This window comes from Microbulbifer thermotolerans, assembly GCF_900112305.1.
Taxonomy (GTDB): Bacteria; Pseudomonadota; Gammaproteobacteria; order Pseudomonadales; family Cellvibrionaceae; genus Microbulbifer; species Microbulbifer thermotolerans.
The window spans coordinates 1-16,087 of sequence record NZ_FOKT01000015.1 but is presented as its reverse complement, the minus strand read 5'-3'; the positions used below and the strand labels follow the sequence as shown (position 1 = coordinate 16,087).

At 57.3% G+C, this 16,087-nt stretch carries 13 protein-coding genes and 1 tRNA gene; all 14 read right to left on the bottom strand.

All coding sequences use genetic code 11. The features are described 5' to 3' along the window. Positions 1-94: GTP-binding protein (locus BM155_RS16405; RefSeq protein ID WP_018694456.1), on the bottom strand; the 94-nt coding region annotated here is incomplete at its 3' end. Between the two features lie 34 nt (positions 95-128). Continuing rightward, positions 129-2,234, bottom strand: coding sequence for an elongation factor G (fusA, locus tag BM155_RS16400; RefSeq protein ID WP_074904366.1), 2,106 nt, complete (start codon positions 2,232-2,234; stop codon positions 129-131). A 90-nt stretch (positions 2,235-2,324) separates the two neighbouring features. Beyond that, positions 2,325-2,795 (bottom strand): 30S ribosomal protein S7, encoded by a 471-nt coding sequence (gene rpsG, locus BM155_RS16395; protein WP_067150994.1) that lies wholly within the window; start codon positions 2,793-2,795, stop codon positions 2,325-2,327. 110 nt (positions 2,796-2,905) lie between these two features. Beyond that, positions 2,906-3,280 carry a 30S ribosomal protein S12 gene (gene rpsL / locus BM155_RS16390; RefSeq protein WP_067150990.1) on the bottom strand — a complete coding sequence of 125 codons (375 nt, stop codon included), beginning with the start codon at positions 3,278-3,280 and terminating at the stop codon, positions 2,906-2,908. A gap of 238 nt (positions 3,281-3,518) precedes the next feature. Continuing rightward, positions 3,519-7,748, bottom strand: coding sequence for a DNA-directed RNA polymerase subunit beta' (rpoC, locus tag BM155_RS16385; RefSeq protein WP_067150987.1), 4,230 nt, complete (start codon positions 7,746-7,748; stop codon positions 3,519-3,521). Positions 7,749-7,874: 126 nt separating this feature from the next. Beyond that, positions 7,875-11,948, bottom strand: coding sequence for a DNA-directed RNA polymerase subunit beta (rpoB, locus tag BM155_RS16380; RefSeq protein ID WP_074904364.1), 4,074 nt, complete (start codon positions 11,946-11,948; stop codon positions 7,875-7,877). Positions 11,949-12,257: 309 nt separating this feature from the next. Further along, a complete protein-coding gene (gene rplL / locus BM155_RS16375; RefSeq protein ID WP_067150982.1) occupies positions 12,258-12,626 on the bottom strand; it encodes a 50S ribosomal protein L7/L12 in 369 nt (122 codons plus the stop codon). An 88-nt stretch (positions 12,627-12,714) separates the two neighbouring features. Next, positions 12,715-13,209, bottom strand: coding sequence for a 50S ribosomal protein L10 (gene rplJ, locus BM155_RS16370; RefSeq protein WP_067150979.1), 495 nt, complete (start codon positions 13,207-13,209; stop codon positions 12,715-12,717). 302 nt (positions 13,210-13,511) lie between these two features. Further along, entirely contained in the window at positions 13,512-14,207 is a 696-nt protein-coding gene (gene rplA, locus BM155_RS16365; RefSeq protein ID WP_067150976.1) for a 50S ribosomal protein L1, read from the bottom strand. Further along, on the bottom strand, positions 14,208-14,639 hold the full coding sequence (rplK, locus tag BM155_RS16360) for a 50S ribosomal protein L11 (RefSeq protein ID WP_067150973.1): 432 nt from the start codon (positions 14,637-14,639) through the stop codon (positions 14,208-14,210). It abuts the gene before it with no gap. A gap of 162 nt (positions 14,640-14,801) precedes the next feature. Beyond that, positions 14,802-15,335 carry a transcription termination/antitermination protein NusG gene (gene nusG / locus BM155_RS16355; RefSeq protein WP_067150970.1) on the bottom strand — a complete coding sequence of 178 codons (534 nt, stop codon included), beginning with the start codon at positions 15,333-15,335 and terminating at the stop codon, positions 14,802-14,804. Positions 15,336-15,345: 10 nt separating this feature from the next. Next, positions 15,346-15,714 (bottom strand): preprotein translocase subunit SecE, encoded by a 369-nt coding sequence (secE, locus tag BM155_RS16350; RefSeq protein ID WP_067150966.1) that lies wholly within the window; start codon positions 15,712-15,714, stop codon positions 15,346-15,348. 117 nt (positions 15,715-15,831) lie between these two features. Then, positions 15,832-15,907, bottom strand: a tRNA-Trp gene (locus tag BM155_RS16345). Between the two features lie 87 nt (positions 15,908-15,994). Further along, the coding region (locus BM155_RS16340; RefSeq protein WP_217641567.1) for an EF-Tu C-terminal domain-related protein at positions 15,995-16,087 on the bottom strand (93 nt) is incomplete at its 5' end.

Genomic DNA, 16,087 nt, shown 5'->3' with positions numbered 1-16,087 from the left:
GCGCCGCGGTCAGGGTGGTTTTACCGTGGTCAACGTGACCGATGGTGCCCACGTTTACGTGGGGCTTGGAACGTTCAAACTTTTCTTTTGCCATTTTCTATGTCCTCTAGCTAAAAGAAGTTGGGAGATTAAGCCTTGTTTTTCGCGATGATTTCATCGGCGACGTTTTTCGGCGCTTCCGCGTACTTCAGGAACTCCATGGTGTAGGTGGCGCGTCCCTGGGTGGCTGAGCGCAGATCGGTTGCGTAACCGAACATTTCCGCCAGCGGCACTTCAGCGTTGACCACCTTGCCGGAGGGGCTCTCATCCATACCTTGGATCAAGCCGCGACGACGGTTGAGGTCGCCAACCACGTCACCCATGTTTTCTTCCGGTGTAACCACTTCGACTTTCATCACCGGCTCGAGCAGCACGGCACCGCCCTTTTCGGCCAACTGCTTGGTCGCCATGGAAGCAGCGATTTTAAACGCCATTTCGCTGGAGTCCACATCGTGGTAAGAGCCGTCGTAGATGGTCGCCTTCAAGCCCAGCAGCGGGTAGCCTGCCAGCACACCGTTCTGCATTTGCTCTTCAACACCCTTCTGCACCGCGGGGATGTATTCCTTCGGTACTACACCACCCACGATTTCGTTGTGGAACTCCAGGCCGTCCGCACCTTCTTCTTCGCTAGGCTCGAAGCGAATCCACACGTGGCCGTACTGGCCGCGACCACCGGACTGACGTACGAACTTGCCTTCGATCTCACAGGTATTGGTGATGCGCTCGCGATAAGCCACTTGCGGCTTACCGATATTGGCTTCCACATTGAACTCGCGACGCATACGGTCAACGATGATGTCCAGGTGCAGCTCACCCATACCGGAGATAATGGTCTGGCCGGTCTCTTCGTCGGTCTTCACGCGGAAAGAGGGGTCTTCCTGCGCCAGCTTGCCCAGAGCTATACCCATCTTCTCCTGGTCAGCTTTGGACTTGGGCTCTACCGCAACAGAGATTACAGGCTCTGGGAATTCCATGCGCTCGAGAACGATTTTGTGGTTTTCGTCGCACAGGGTGTCACCAGTAGTCACATCTTTCAGACCGATAGCAGCGGCAATATCCCCGGCCAGTACTTCCTTGATTTCCTGACGGTTATTAGCATGCATCTGCACCATACGGCCGACGCGTTCCCGCTTTTGTTTTACAGAGTTGTACACTGCTGTACCGCTTTCCAAGGTGCCTGAATAGACGCGGAAAAAGGTCAGGGTGCCCACAAAGGGGTCGGTGGCAATTTTGAACGCCAGCGCAGCGAAAGGCTCGTTATCGTCGGACACGCGACTTTCTACGGTTTCACCGTCATCCAGAGTACCTTCGATTGCTTTAACCTCAGTCGGCGCCGGCAGATATTCAACAACGGCATCCAGTACCGCCTGAACACCCTTGTTCTTGAATGCGGAACCACCCAGAACAGGAACGATTTCATTGGCGAGAGTGCGCTGACGGATAGCTGCCTTGATCTCTTCTTCGGACAGCTCCCCCTCTTCCAGGTACTTTTCCATCAGCTCTTCATTGGCTTCAGCAGCGGCCTCCACCAGATACTCACGCATCTCTTCACACTCATCCACCATATCCGCGGGGATGTCTTCGTAGGTGAAGCTTGTACCTTGGTCAGCTTCGTTCCAAACAATGGACTTCATCTTGACCAGGTCAACCACGCCCTTGAATTCATCTTCGGCGCCAATGGTCATCTGCAATGGAACCGGGTTGGCCCCCAGACGGGTTTTCAGCTGATCAACCACCCTGCGATAGTTAGCACCAGTGCGGTCCATTTTGTTCACAAACACCATGCGCGGCACTTCGTACTTGTCAGCCTGGCGCCATACAGTTTCAGTTTGCGGCTGAACACCGGAAGAACCACACAGAACAACTACGGCACCGTCGAGCACGCGCAGAGAGCGCTCTACTTCGATGGTGAAGTCCACGTGTCCAGGAGTATCAATAATATTGATACGGTGCTGCGGAAACTGCTGCTGCATGCCTGCCCAGAAGCAAGTGGTCGCTGCAGAAGTAATGGTGATACCGCGCTCCTGCTCCTGCTCCATCCAGTCCATGGTAGCGGCGCCTTCATGCGTCTCACCAAGCTTATGGGACAGACCGGTGTAGAAGAGTATGCGCTCAGTAGTAGTGGTTTTACCGGCATCTACGTGTGCGCAGATACCGATATTGCGGTAGCGGTCGATAGGCGTTTTACGTGCCACAGTTGTATCCTCGATATAACGGCAAAAGGCAGCCTGGAAATTTCCGTGCTGCCTTCCGGTATTAATTTCCGATGGTGGTATTCATCAGACTTAGAAGCGGTAGTGAGAGAACGCCTTGTTGGCTTCCGCCATACGGTGAACGTCTTCACGCTTCTTAACCGCACCTCCCTTGTTCTGGGAAGCGTCGATAATTTCGTTGGCCAGGCGCTGCGCCATAGATTTTTCGCCACGCTTGCGGGAAAACTCCACCAGCCAACGCATCGCCAGAGCCATACGGCGTGAGGGACGCACCTCTACCGGCACCTGGTAAGTCGCACCACCAACACGGCGGGATTTAACCTCCACCATCGGCGCGATATTTTCCAGGGACTCTTCGAAAATTTCGATGGGGTCTTTGTTAAGTTTTTCTGAAACCATGTCCAGAGCACCGTAAACGATACGCTCCGCAACAGATTTCTTACCGCTGACCATTACGTGGTTCATAAATTTGGCCAGGGTAACATTCCCGTATTTGGGATCGGGCAGTACTTCGCGCTTGGCGACTACTCGTCTTCTCGGCATGAGAATTGCCTCTCTTCAGGGTTACTCCGAGACACCGCCGCACATCAGTGCACCTCGGCGAGCTCGGCCTTACTCCGGTTGGAAAACCGAAACGCAATCAGTCTTAAGGATTAACCTTTAGGACGCTTGGCACCGTACTTGGAACGGCCCTGCTTGCGATCGTTTACACCGGCACAGTCCAATGCACCGCGCACAGTGTGGTAGCGCACACCCGGCAGGTCTTTTACACGACCGCCGCGAATCAGTACCACGCTGTGCTCCTGCAGGTTGTGGCCCTCGCCACCGATGTACGAAGTCACTTCGTAACCGTTGGTGAGACGCACACGGCAAACCTTGCGCAGTGCGGAGTTCGGCTTTTTCGGTGTAGTGGTGTACACGCGAGTACAAACCCCACGGCGCTGCGGGCTAGCCTGCAGAGCGGGAACGTCGCTTTTTTCGACTTTGCGTTTTCTCGGCTTACGAACCAACTGGTTGATCGTTGCCATTAAAAATCACTCCAAAATAAAACGCCCCCACCGTGAGAGCGGGGGCCCCAGTGACTGTGTGTACCGCCGGCATCAAAGCCGGACAGAACACCCCACATAAGCGGGGGCCGCATTCTAAATGCGGCGATCCGCCTAGTCAATCAGCGGCAGAGTAACTACTAACCTCCGCCGCCACCTGTTGGGAATCGGATTTCCCATTTCCCCAGCCTCTCCCCAAAAAAGGGAGAGGGGTACGAGGTTAGTCGCCGGAGGATTTGAGGGCCTCGGTCAGAGCTGCCTCCACCTCTGCGGCGGACGGCCCTTCACCAAAACCTTCCTCCTGCTGCAGGCTGCGCTTGCGGCGACGCTCGGCATGGTGCGCCAAGCCGGTACCCGCCGGAATCAAACGACCGACAACAACGTTTTCCTTCAAACCGCGCAGGTGGTCTTCTTTACCGGTCACTGCCGCTTCCGTCAGTACGCGCGTGGTCTCCTGGAAGGAAGCCGCGGACAGGAAGGACTCGGTGGCCAGAGAAGCCTTGGTGATACCCAGCAACAAGCGCTCGAACTGGGCCGGCTGCTTGCCTTCCGCGCGCAGGCGCTCGTTTTCCTCGATAACGCGCTGGTACTCAACTTGATCGCCCTTGATGAACTCAGAGTCGCCCATCTCGAGGATTTCCACCTTGCGCAGCATCTGGCGCACGATCACTTCGATATGCTTATCGTTGATCTTCACACCCTGCAGGCGGTAAACCTCCTGAATTTCGTTAGTGATATAGCGCGCCAACTCCTCCACGCCTTTCAGGCGCAGGATATCGTGCGGATTGGACGGGCCATCGGAGATCACCTCGCCTTTTTCCACAGTTTCGCCTTCGAACACTGTCAGCTGGCGATGCTTCGGAATCAGTACCTCGAAGTGGTCCTTACCGTTCGGCAGCGGCTTGCCGTCCGCCGGAGTGATCTGCAGGCGTACTTTGCCCTTGGTCTCCTTACCGAAAGATACAGTTCCGGAGATCTCCGCAAGAATGGCAGGCTCTTTCGGCTTACGCGCTTCAAACAGGTCCGCCACCCGCGGCAGACCACCTGTGATGTCTTTGGTACCACCGGACTCCTGAGGAATACGGGCGATAACATCACCGATATTCACCTTGTCGCCGTCTTTCAGGCTGAGGATGGCGCGCGGCGGCAGTGCGTAGTGCGCCGGCGCTTTGCTGTTGGCCAGTGTCACTTCTTCGCCATTCTCGTCCACCAGGGTTACCGCCGGACGCAGATCTTTACCCGCCGCCGGGCGCTCGGCGGGATCGATCACCTCAATGGAGGACAGGCCGGTAATTTCGTCGGTTTGCTTGCGAATCGACAGACCTTCTTCCATACCGGACAGTTTCACCCAACCGGCAACTTCGGTAATGATCGGGTGGGTGTGCGGGTCCCACTTGGCCACCATCTGGCCACCTTCAACTTCCGCGCCGTCTGCCACATTGATAATGGCACCGTAGGGCAGCTTGTACCGCTCCCGCTCACGCCCGGCGCTGTCAGCTACCGCCAGCTCACCGGAGCGGGATACAGCAACCAGGGCGCCACTTTCGGCCTTCACGGTTTTCACATTGTGCAAACGCACGGTACCCGGCTGCTTAACCTGAATACTGTCCGCAGCGGAGGCGCGACTGGCCGCACCACCGATGTGGAAGGTCCGCATCGTAAGCTGGGTACCTGGCTCACCGATCGACTGGGCGGCAACCACACCCACCGCCTCACCGGGGTTGGCGCGGTGACCGCGGGCCAGGTCGCGGCCGTAGCACTGGGCACAGATACCGTGGGCCGTTTCACAGGTGATCGGCGAACGCACGATAACCTCATCGATACCCATGGCCTCGATGCGTTCTACCCACTTTTCGTCAATCATGGTGCCGGCGGGAACGGCGATTTCATCGCTACCCGGTTTGAGCACATCGCGGGCAACCACTCGGCCGAGAATCCGATCACCGAGAGATTCGATAACATCACCACCCTCGATTACCGGTGCCATGGTCAGACCATCATCGGTGCCGCAATCGGTCTCTGTGATCACCACGTCCTGGGCAACGTCTACCAGGCGGCGGGTCAGATAACCGGAGTTGGCGGTCTTCAAGGCGGTGTCAGCCAGACCCTTACGGGCACCGTGGGTGGAAATAAAGTACTGCAATACCGACAGGCCTTCGCGGAAGTTCGCGGTGATGGCGTTCTCGATAATGGAGCCGTCCGGGCGCGCCATCAGGCCGCGCATACCGGCCAGCTGACGAATTTGCGCTTCGGAACCACGGGCGCCGGAGTCCGCGTACATGTACACAGAGTTAAAGGAGTCCTGCTCCACCTCATTACCGGTGCGGTCAACCACTTTCTCTTTGCGGATACCGGCCATCATCGCCTGGGTCACCTTGTCGTTGGTGCGGGACCAGACGTCGATGACCTTGTTGTACTTCTCACCGGCGGTCACCAGACCGGAGGCGAACTGGCTTTCAATTTCCTTCACTTCCGCTTCGGCGGCGGCGATCAGTTCAGCCTTGGCCGCCGGAATTTCAAAGTCGTTTACGCCGATGGAGGAACCGGACTTGGTGGAGAAATCAAAACCGGTGTACATCAGCTGGTCGGCGAAAATTACTGTCGCCTTCAGCCCCACCTTGCGGTAGCACTCGTTGAGAATGCGCGAGATAGCCTTTTTCTTCATCGGCTGGTTAACCAGCTCAAAGCCCAGGCCGTCCGGCACTATATTCCACAGCAATGCGCGACCGACAGTAGTGTCGTAGAGGGTGCATTTCTCGCGCTTCTCGCCGTCTTCGCCAATTTCCACTTCACGAATGCGCACTTTTACTTTGGCCTGCAAGCCCACCTGCTTGGCGTAGAAGGCGCGGCTCACTTCCTTGATATCGGCAAAGACCATGCCCTCGCCTTTATCGTTGATGCGTTCGCGGGTCATCCAGTAGAGGCCCAGCACCACGTCCTGGGACGGCACGATAATCGGCTCACCGTTGGCCGGAGACAGGATGTTGTTGGTGGACATCATCAGCGCGCGGGATTCCAACTGCGCCTCGATCGTCAGCGGCACGTGCACCGCCATCTGGTCGCCGTCGAAGTCCGCGTTATAGGCCGCACATACCAGCGGGTGCAGCTGAATCGCCTTACCTTCAATCAGTACCGGCTCAAAGGCCTGGATACCCAGCCGGTGCAGGGTGGGAGCGCGGTTCAGCAGCACCGGGTGCTCGCGGATCACCTCATCGAGGATATCCCACACAATGGCCTCTTCACGCTCGACCATTTTTTTGGCCGCCTTGATGGTGGTGGCCAGGCCGCGGGCTTCCAGCTTGCCGAAGATAAACGGCTTGAACAGTTCCAGAGCCATTTTCTTGGGCAGGCCGCACTGGTGCAAACGCAGGGTAGGGCCCACCACAATTACGGAACGGCCAGAGTAGTCGACGCGTTTACCCAGCAAGTTCTGACGGAAGCGGCCCTGTTTACCCTTGATCATGTCGGCCAGGGACTTCAGCGGGCGCTTATTGGAGCCGGTGATGGCGCGTCCGCGACGGCCGTTGTCCAGCAGCGCGTCTACCGCTTCCTGCAGCATGCGCTTTTCGTTGCGCACGATGATATCCGGCGCATTCAACTCCAACAGGCGCTTGAGGCGGTTGTTGCGGTTAATCACGCGGCGGTACAGATCGTTCAGGTCAGAGGTCGCAAAGCGGCCGCCGTCCAGGGGTACCAGTGGGCGCAGATCCGGCGGCAGCACCGGCAGCGCTTCCATGATCATCCACTCCGGGTTGTTACCGGATTTGTAGAAAGCTTCCAGGAGCTTCAGGCGCTTGGACAGCTTCTTAATCTTGGTCTCGGAGTTAGTGGCCGGAATCTCCTCGCGCAGACGCTGGATTTCGGAAGGCAGGTCGATGTCGCGCATCAGCTCCTGGATGGCCTCGGCCCCCATTTTGGCCTCGAACTCATCTGCCCACTCCTCCATCGCCTCGAAATACTGCTCATCGCTCAGCAGCTGGCCACGCTCGAGGCTGGTCATGCCCGGATCGGTGACCACGTAAGACTCGAAATAGAGCACCCGCTCAATATCGCGCAGGGTCATATCCAACAACAGACCGATGCGGGACGGCAGAGACTTCAGGAACCAGATGTGTGCCACTGGGCTCGCGAGTTCAATGTGGCCCATGCGCTCGCGGCGCACCTTGGCTCTGGTGACTTCCACACCGCATTTTTCACAGATAATGCCGCGGTGCTTCATGCGCTTGTACTTGCCACACAGGCACTCGTAATCCTTTACCGGACCGAAGATTTTGGCGCAGAAGAGGCCTTCGCGCTCGGGCTTAAAGGTGCGGTAGTTGATGGTCTCCGGCTTTTTCACTTCGCCGTAGGACCAGGAGCGGATCATGTCCGGAGACGCCAGGCCGATGCGGATAGCGTCAAATTCTTCCAAGTGTTCCTGGGACTTCACCAGGTTTAACAAATCTTTCAAGGCCTTTCTCCTAGAAACTGTCTTCTAGCTTTGATGGGCGCGCTTCTCAGTGCCCATCCTACCATTCGGTTTGCTGCGTAGGATGGGCAAGGGAGCGCAGCGACGTGCCCATCACCGGTACCGGTCTTATTCGTACTCCAGCTCGAAACTCATGCCGAGGGAGCGGATTTCCTTGACCAGTACGTTGAAGGATTCCGGCATACCCGGCTCCATGCGGTGGTCGGAGTCCACGATGTTTTTGTACATCTTGGTCCGGCCCTCCACATCGTCGGACTTGACCGTGAGCATCTCCTGCAGGGTATAGGCAGCACCGTAGGCTTCCAGCGCCCAGACCTCCATCTCCCCGAAGCGCTGACCACCGAACTGCGCCTTACCGCCCAGCGGCTGCTGGGTGACCAGGCTGTAGGAGCCGGTGGAACGCGCGTGCATTTTGTCGTCCACCAAGTGGTTCAGCTTCAGCATGTACATATAACCCACGGTAACCGGTCGCTCGAAGGCATCGCCGGTACGGCCGTCGTACAGGGTGATCTGACCGGATTCAGGCACATCCGCAAGGCGCAGCAACTGTTTGATTTCGCTCTCATCGGCGCCATCGAACACCGGTGTCGCCATGGGTACGCCTTTGCGCAGGTTTTCCGCCATGGCGAGAATTTCCTGGTCAGACATTGCGTCGAGTTCTTCTTTGCGCCCGCCGGTGGAGTTGTAGACCTCTTCCAGGAACCCGCGGATCTTGGTCGCCTCCTGCTGCTCCTTGATCATGCGGTCAATCTTCTCGCCCAGGCCCTTGGCGGCCATGCCCAGGTGCATCTCCAGAACCTGCCCCACGTTCATGCGCGAGGGCACGCCCAGCGGGTTCAATACGATGTCCACCGGCTCGCCGTTTTCGTCGTAGGGCATATCCTCGACCGGTTTGATAACGGAGATCACACCCTTGTTACCGTGGCGACCGGCCATCTTGTCACCCGGTTGAATGCGACGCTTGATCGCCAGGTAAACCTTGACGATCTTCAGCACGCCCGGCGCCAGATCGTCGCCGGACTCCAGTTTTTTCTTCTTGTCTTCAAAGGCTTCGTCGAGCAGTTTGCGGCGCTCTTTCAGCTGCGCCTGGGCTTTTTCCAGCTGCTCGTTCAGTGCCTCGTCAGCCATGCGCAATTTGAACCAATCCTCGCGCGGCATTTGTTCCAGCACTTCGGCAGTGAGTTCATCGCCTTTCTTGACGCCCTTGCCACCGGCGACCTTCTGGCCTTCCAGTGCTGTCTGCAGGCGCTCGAAAGTGGCGGCCTCGACGATGCGGTATTCCTCGTTGAGGTCCTTGCGCACTTCGTCCAGCTGCGCCTTCTCGATTTCGAGGGAGCGCTGGTCTTTCTGCAGGCCGTCGCGGGTGAACACCTGAACGTCAATCACAGTGCCCCGGGTACCGCTCGGACAGCGCAGGGAAGTGTCCTTCACATCGGACGCCTTCTCACCGAAGATCGCGCGCAGCAACTTCTCTTCCGGAGTGAGCTGGGCCTCGCCTTTCGGTGTCACCTTGCCCACGAGAATATCGCCGGCAGTCACCTCTGCACCGATGTAAACGATGCCGGATTCGTCCAGTTTGTTCAGCGCAGATTCGCCCACGTTGGGGATATCCGCGGTAATCTCTTCGCTGCCCAGTTTGGTGTCGCGAGCGATACAGGTCAGCTCCTGAATGTGAATAGTGGTGAAGCGATCCTCTTGCACCACCCGCTCACTGATCAGAATAGAGTCCTCGAAGTTGTAGCCGTTCCAGGGCATGAACGCGATACGCATGTTCTGCCCCAAAGCCAGTTCGCCCAGATCCACAGAGGGGCCGTCGGCAAGGATATCGCCGCGGTCCACCACATCGCCGGTCTTCACGATCGGACGTTGGTTGATACAGGTGTTCTGGTTGGAGCGGGTGTACTTGGTCAGGTTGTAGATATCCACACCTGCGTCCCCGGCCTCAACCTCTTCGTCCCGCACACGCACGACTACCCGGCTGGCATCTACACGCTCGATCACACCGCCGCGCTTGGCCACAACACAAACACCGGAGTCCCGTGCCACGGTGCGCTCCATGCCGGTGCCGACCAGCGGCTTCTCGGCGCGCAGAGTGGGTACAGCCTGGCGTTGCATGTTGGAACCCATCAGGGCCCGGTTGGCATCGTCGTGCTCCAGGAAGGGAATCAACGCCGCGGCCACGGACACCACCTGCTTCGCGGAGACATCCATGTACTGGATTTCCTCCGGCTTTTTAAGCGTAAATTCGTTGTGGTGGCGTACACTGACCAGCTCATCGGTAAAACGACCATTTTCATCGACGGCCGCAGACGCCTGCGCGATTACGTAATTGGCTTCGTTGATCGCTGACAGATATTCAATTTCATCTGTCACCTGGCCGTCCACCACCTTGCGGTAGGGGCTCTCCAGGAAGCCGTAATGGTTGGCTCGCGCATAAGTAGCCAGGGAGTTGATCAGACCGATGTTCGGACCTTCCGGCGTTTCGATCGGACACACGCGACCGTAGTGCGTCGGGTGTACGTCACGCACTTCGAAGCCCGCCCGCTCGCGGGTCAGACCACCCGGGCCGAGAGCTGAAACGCGGCGCTTGTGGGTAACCTCCGACAGCGGGTTGTTCTGGTCCATAAACTGGGACAGCTGGGACGAGCCGAAGAACTCCTTCACTGCCGCCGCTACCGGCTTGGCGTTGATCAGATCCTGCGGCATCAGACCCTCAGATTCCGCCATGGACAGGCGCTCTTTCACTGCCCGCTCCACGCGTACCAGACCAACGCGGAACTGGTTTTCCGCCATCTCGCCAACGGAGCGTACGCGACGGTTGCCCAGGTGGTCGATGTCGTCCACCATGCCTTGCCCGTTGCGGATATCAATCAACGTTTTCAGCACATCGACGATATCTTCCTTGCTCAGCGTACCGGGCCCTTTTTCATCTTCGCGCCCCAGCCGGCGGTTGAATTTCATGCGACCGACAGCGGACAAGTCGTAGCGCTCGTCGGTGAAGAAGAGGTTCTCGAACAGGGATTCCGCAGATTCCTTGGTCGGCGGCTCGCCCGGGCGCATCATGCGGTAAATTTCCACCAGCGCTTCCAGCTGGGTGCGTGTCGGGTCGGCGCGCAGGGTGTCGGAAATAAACGGACCGCGGTCCAGGTCGTTGGTGTACAGCGTTTCGAATTTCTTGACGCCGAGCACCCGCAACTTACCGACTACCTCTTCAGTGATTTCGGTGTTGCACTCAACCGCCACCTCTCCGGTGGTCTCATCGACAATGTCGTGCGCCAGCACGCGGCCGTACAGGTACTCCAACGGCGCTTCCAGACGCTCAACCCCCGCCTTTTCCAACTGGCGGATATGACGCGGCGTGATGCGGCGGCCTTCCTCGACAATGACCTTGCCGTTGTCGTCCCGAATATCAAAAGAAGCGACATCACCGCGCAGGCGCGAGGGGATCAGCTCCAGGCTGACGTGATCTTCATGCAGGTCGAACTTGCTGGTTTCGAAGAACATCTCCAGCATTTCCTGGGAGCTGTAGCCCAGGGCACGCAGCAGAATCGTCGCCGGCAGCTTGCGACGGCGATCGATGCGCACATAAACCAGGTCCTTTGGATCGAATTCAAAGTCCAACCAGGAGCCGCGGTAAGGAATTACCCGCGCGGCGTAGAGCAGCTTGCCGGAGGAATGCGTCTTGCCCTTGTCGTGATCGAAGAATACACCCGGGGAGCGGTGCAGCTGGGAGACGATCACGCGCTCGGTACCATTGATGATAAAAGTACCGTTGTCGGTCATGAGCGGAATTTCGCCCATGTACACTTCCTGCTCTTTAATATCCTTGATGGACTTGTTGGCAGATTCCTTGTCGTAAATGATCAGACGTACGCGCACTCGCAGCGGACATGCGTAGGTAACGCCCCGCAATGTACATTCTTTGACATCGAAGGCCGGCTTGCCCAGGGTGTAGCTCACATACTCCAGAGCGGCGTTGCCGGAATAGCTGACGATCGGAAATACGGACTTGAACGCAGCCTGCAGGCCCACGTCCAGCCGCTCGTCGGGGCGCTTATCGGCCTGTGTAAAATTGCGATAAGAGTCCAGCTGTATCGCAAGGAGGAAAGGCACATCCATGACCTTGGGCAGTTTGCCAAAATCCTTGCGGATACGTTTTTTCTCAGTGTATGAGTAAGCCATTCAAATTCCCCAGCTTGATCGGTGACAAGACTTCGTGGAGCTTCGGCCGCCGCGCGGCAATACGCAGCTCCTCCGGGCAAGAAGCCTCTGATCAATACGGCCCGCCGCACTGATCACAAGCTTCTCTCGCGCCTTTGCACGGCGCACGATGCAAAATCTATTAAAGACTCAGGCACTGGCAACAAAAAAAGATCGAGCCGCCAAAACCTCACTACCGCAAACGGCAAAAAGGCCGGCGGACAAAGTCCACCAGCCTTGCCGCCGGCGACCGGCTTTTCCGGTCGACAGCGGTGAGTCGCAACAAGCGAATTACTTCAATTCTACAGTTGCGCCAGCTTCTTCCAGCTCTTTCTTCGCCGCTTCGGCTTCTTCCTTGGTTGCGCCTTCCTTCAGCGGGCTGGGCGCGCCGTCTACCAGAGCCTTGGCTTCTTTCAGGCCCAGGCCGGTAATGCCGCGAACAACTTTGATCACGTTCACTTTCTTGTCGCCTGCGGAAGCCAGGATGATGTCGAAAGAGTCCTTCTCTTCAGCAGCGGCTTCGCCACCGGCCGGGCCGGCAACAACTGCAGCAGCAGCAGTTACGCCGAATTTTTCTTCCATCGCCTCGATCAGCTCGACGACGTCTTTAACAGACATTTCGGCAATAGCGTTGATAATATCTTCTTTAGTCAGAGACATGAGTCAGTACCTGATTTGATTGAGCAGCGGAGTGCTCGTCTAATTCAATAAAACAGTGAGAAACTGCCGTTCGCACAAACGAACCGGATTAGGCAGCTTCCTGCTCTTTTTGGTCGCGAATGGCCGCAATAGTGCGGACCAGCTTGCCAGCAGACGCTTCTTTCAGCACGCTCATCAGCTTGGCGATCGCCTCGTCGTAAGTCGGCAAGCTTGCCAACAGTGCGACGTCGGTAATCGCGCCTTCAAAGGCGGCACCCTTCAGCTCGAGCTTGTCATTGTTTTTCGCGAACGCCGTCAGGATGCGCGCACCGGCACCCGGGTGTTCGTTAGAAAATGCAATAATGCTCGGACCGACGAATTTCTCGATGAGACACTCGTACTCGGTACCAGCCAGAGCGCGACGCGCCAGAGTGTTGCGGACGACTTTCAGCCAAACGCCGTTCTCGCGAGCCTCTTTGCGCAGAGCGGTCATATCGTTCACGGTCACGCCACGGGAATCCGCGACCACCGCAGACAGAGCGCTCGAAGCAGCTTGCTGGACTTCTGCGACAATTGCTTTCTTGTCTTCGAGTCCAATAGCCATAATGTCACTCCTGGATTTGAAAAAAGACCGGGAAACCATTCTTCCCGATCCGTTCCGGTGCTCAAAGCTCAAATCCAGCAAAATACTGGTTTGGGCAACACCGTCTGCGTAGGCTTGGGCGCTTCAGCCAACAGACTGCCGCCGGGATTAAGCCGTATGCGATTTAAACCTCAACCGCACCGGCACCTACGGTCTTTGACGGCCCACTCTATTGTCGAAACAAAGTGAGTAGACCCCAAAGTTCGGATTGCCAACGGAGCGGGGAGCCCGGCACACAGGCCCAGCACCACCGCGCCCGGCGATTAAATATTCAGGGACGCCTGATCGATGGTCAGCCCCGGCCCCATAGTTGTGCTCAGGGTGATTTTCTTCAGGTATACACCTTTCGCGGAAGCTGGCTTAGCTTTTTTCAGATCGGCTACCAGGGCTTCCAGGTTTTCTTTGATCGCATTCACGTCAAAGCCGATTTTGCCGATACCGCCGTGAATAATACCGCCCTTGTCAGCGCGGAAACGCACCTGACCGGCTTTGGCATTTTTCACCGCAGTCGCCACGTCCGGGGTAACGGTGCCGGTTTTGGGGTTCGGCATCAGGCCACGTGGCCCCAGAATCTGGCCGAGCTGTCCGACAACGCGCATGGCGTCCGGAGAAGCGATGACCACGTCAAATTCCATGTTGCCCGCTTTTACTTCAGCGGCCAGGTCGTCCATCCCCACCAGATCGGCACCGGCCTCTTTTGCGGCATCGGCATTGGCGCCCTGGGTGAAAACAGCCACGCGCACTTCCTTGCCAGTGCCGTGCGGCAAAGTAGTAGCGCCGCGTACAGCCTGGTCGGATTTACGCGGATCGATACCCAAGTTGATGGAAGCATCGACGGTTTCGGCGAACTTCACATTGGACAGTTCTTTCAGCAGAGCAACCGCTTCTTCAATGCCATAGGCTTTGCCCGGTTGCACTTTTTCAGCGATAGCGCGCTGACGCTTGCTCAGTTTAGCCATTTACAGACCCTCCACTTCGATACCGGCGCTGCGGGCGGAACCGGCAATAGTGCGCACGGCAGCTTCCAGATCGGACGCTGTCAGGTCTGCCTTTTTCATCTCTACGATTTCTTCAATCTGAGCACGGGTTACCTTGCCCACCTTCTCGGTGTTCGGGCGTCCTGAACCGCTCTTGATCTTGGCAGCCTTGCGCAGCAGCACCGCGGCAGGCGGTGACTTCATGACAAAAGTGAAGGAGCGATCGCTGTAGACAGAGATCACTACCGGCACGGGCAGGCCGGGCTCCAGATTCTGGGTCTGGGCGTTAAACGCTTTACAGAACTCCATGATGTTCACGCCGTGCTGACCCAGCGCGGGGCCGACGGGCGGACTCGGGTTGGCCTGACCGGCCTTAACTTGCAGCTTGATATAAGCTTCGACTTTCTTAGCCATTACAGCTCTCCTGTAGATGGGTGGTAACGCTCGCACGAGGCGCCCAGAGGGACGCAACGGCAAGCTCCCCGAATATCCCCACGACGCAGACAGCAACTAGCGGGGACACGAAAACCCCCTCCCACCGCGCGGCAGAAGAGGGTTCAAAATGCCATATAAAAATCAGGTCTTTTCTACCTGACTAAACTCCAGCTCGACCGGCGTCGAACGACCGAAAATCAGCACTGCCACACGCAGGCGGCTCTTCTCGTAATTGACTTCTTCCACCACCCCGTTGAAATCATTGAATGGACCGTCAATGACACGCACCATTTCACCGGGCTCGAACAGAGTTTTCGGCTTGGGCTTATCGGCAGAGTCGTCAATGCGATTCAGGATAGCCTGCGCCTCGCGATCAGTAATCGGCGCCGGCTTGTCAGCCTTGCCGCCGATAAAACCCAGCACCCGCGGAGTCTCTTTTACCAAGTGCCAAGTGTCGTCGTTCAATTCCATTTCCACCAGCACATAGCCGGGGAAAAACTTACGTTCACTTTTGCGTTTTTGACCGGCGCGCATCTCCACCACTTCTTCGGTGGGGACCAATACATCGCCGAACAAATGACCCATTCCATGCAACTCGATGCGCTCCTTCAAAGAAGAAGCCACGCGCTTTTCATAACCGGAATAAGCCTGGACTACGTACCAATGCTTGGACATGCGTCAACCTTTAGCCGATAACCTTGGAGGCCGCCCAACCCAGAGCGGAATCCAGCGCCCACAAAATCAGCGCCATGATCAATACGAACACCACCACGATCAGAGTGGTCTGGGTCGCCTCCTGACGGGTCGGCCAGACGACGCGGCGCACCTCAGCCTGAGCCTCCCGCAGCAGACTCCAGAAGGCATTACCTTTGGCGGTATTGATCGCCACCACCAAGGCCACCAGACAGAGGGCGACCATCGCCAACACACGGTAAAGCAGGGGGAATTCGGCGTAATAGGAGTTGCCACCGACAGCAGCACCAACCAGTAACACCACCAACAGCCATTTGAGGCCATCTAGACGGAAGGTTTTCGCTTCTACCTTAGCATTCATACAAAAGAGCCCTTAGCGCACTATAGATAAGCCCTAGCGCTTACAAACACAAACCCTTGCATGAATGCAGGTGCTTGTGACGCCCTCAGGCACAAAACAAGGTGGGGCGATTGATATTGGCAGGCCAGGAGGGACTCGAACCCCCAACAGCCGGTTTTGGAGACCGGTGCTCTACCAATTGAACTACTGGCCTGGAAAACGAGGGGGCGGATCTTAACACCCTCCCCCGCATTTGGCAAAGGGCACAGCTGGAGAACCCCAACTGTGCGGCTATCGAGAATTACTCGATGATCTTGGATACAACGCCGGCACCAACGGTACGGCCACCTTCGCGGATCGCGAAGCGCAGACCTTCTTCCATCGCAATCGGCGC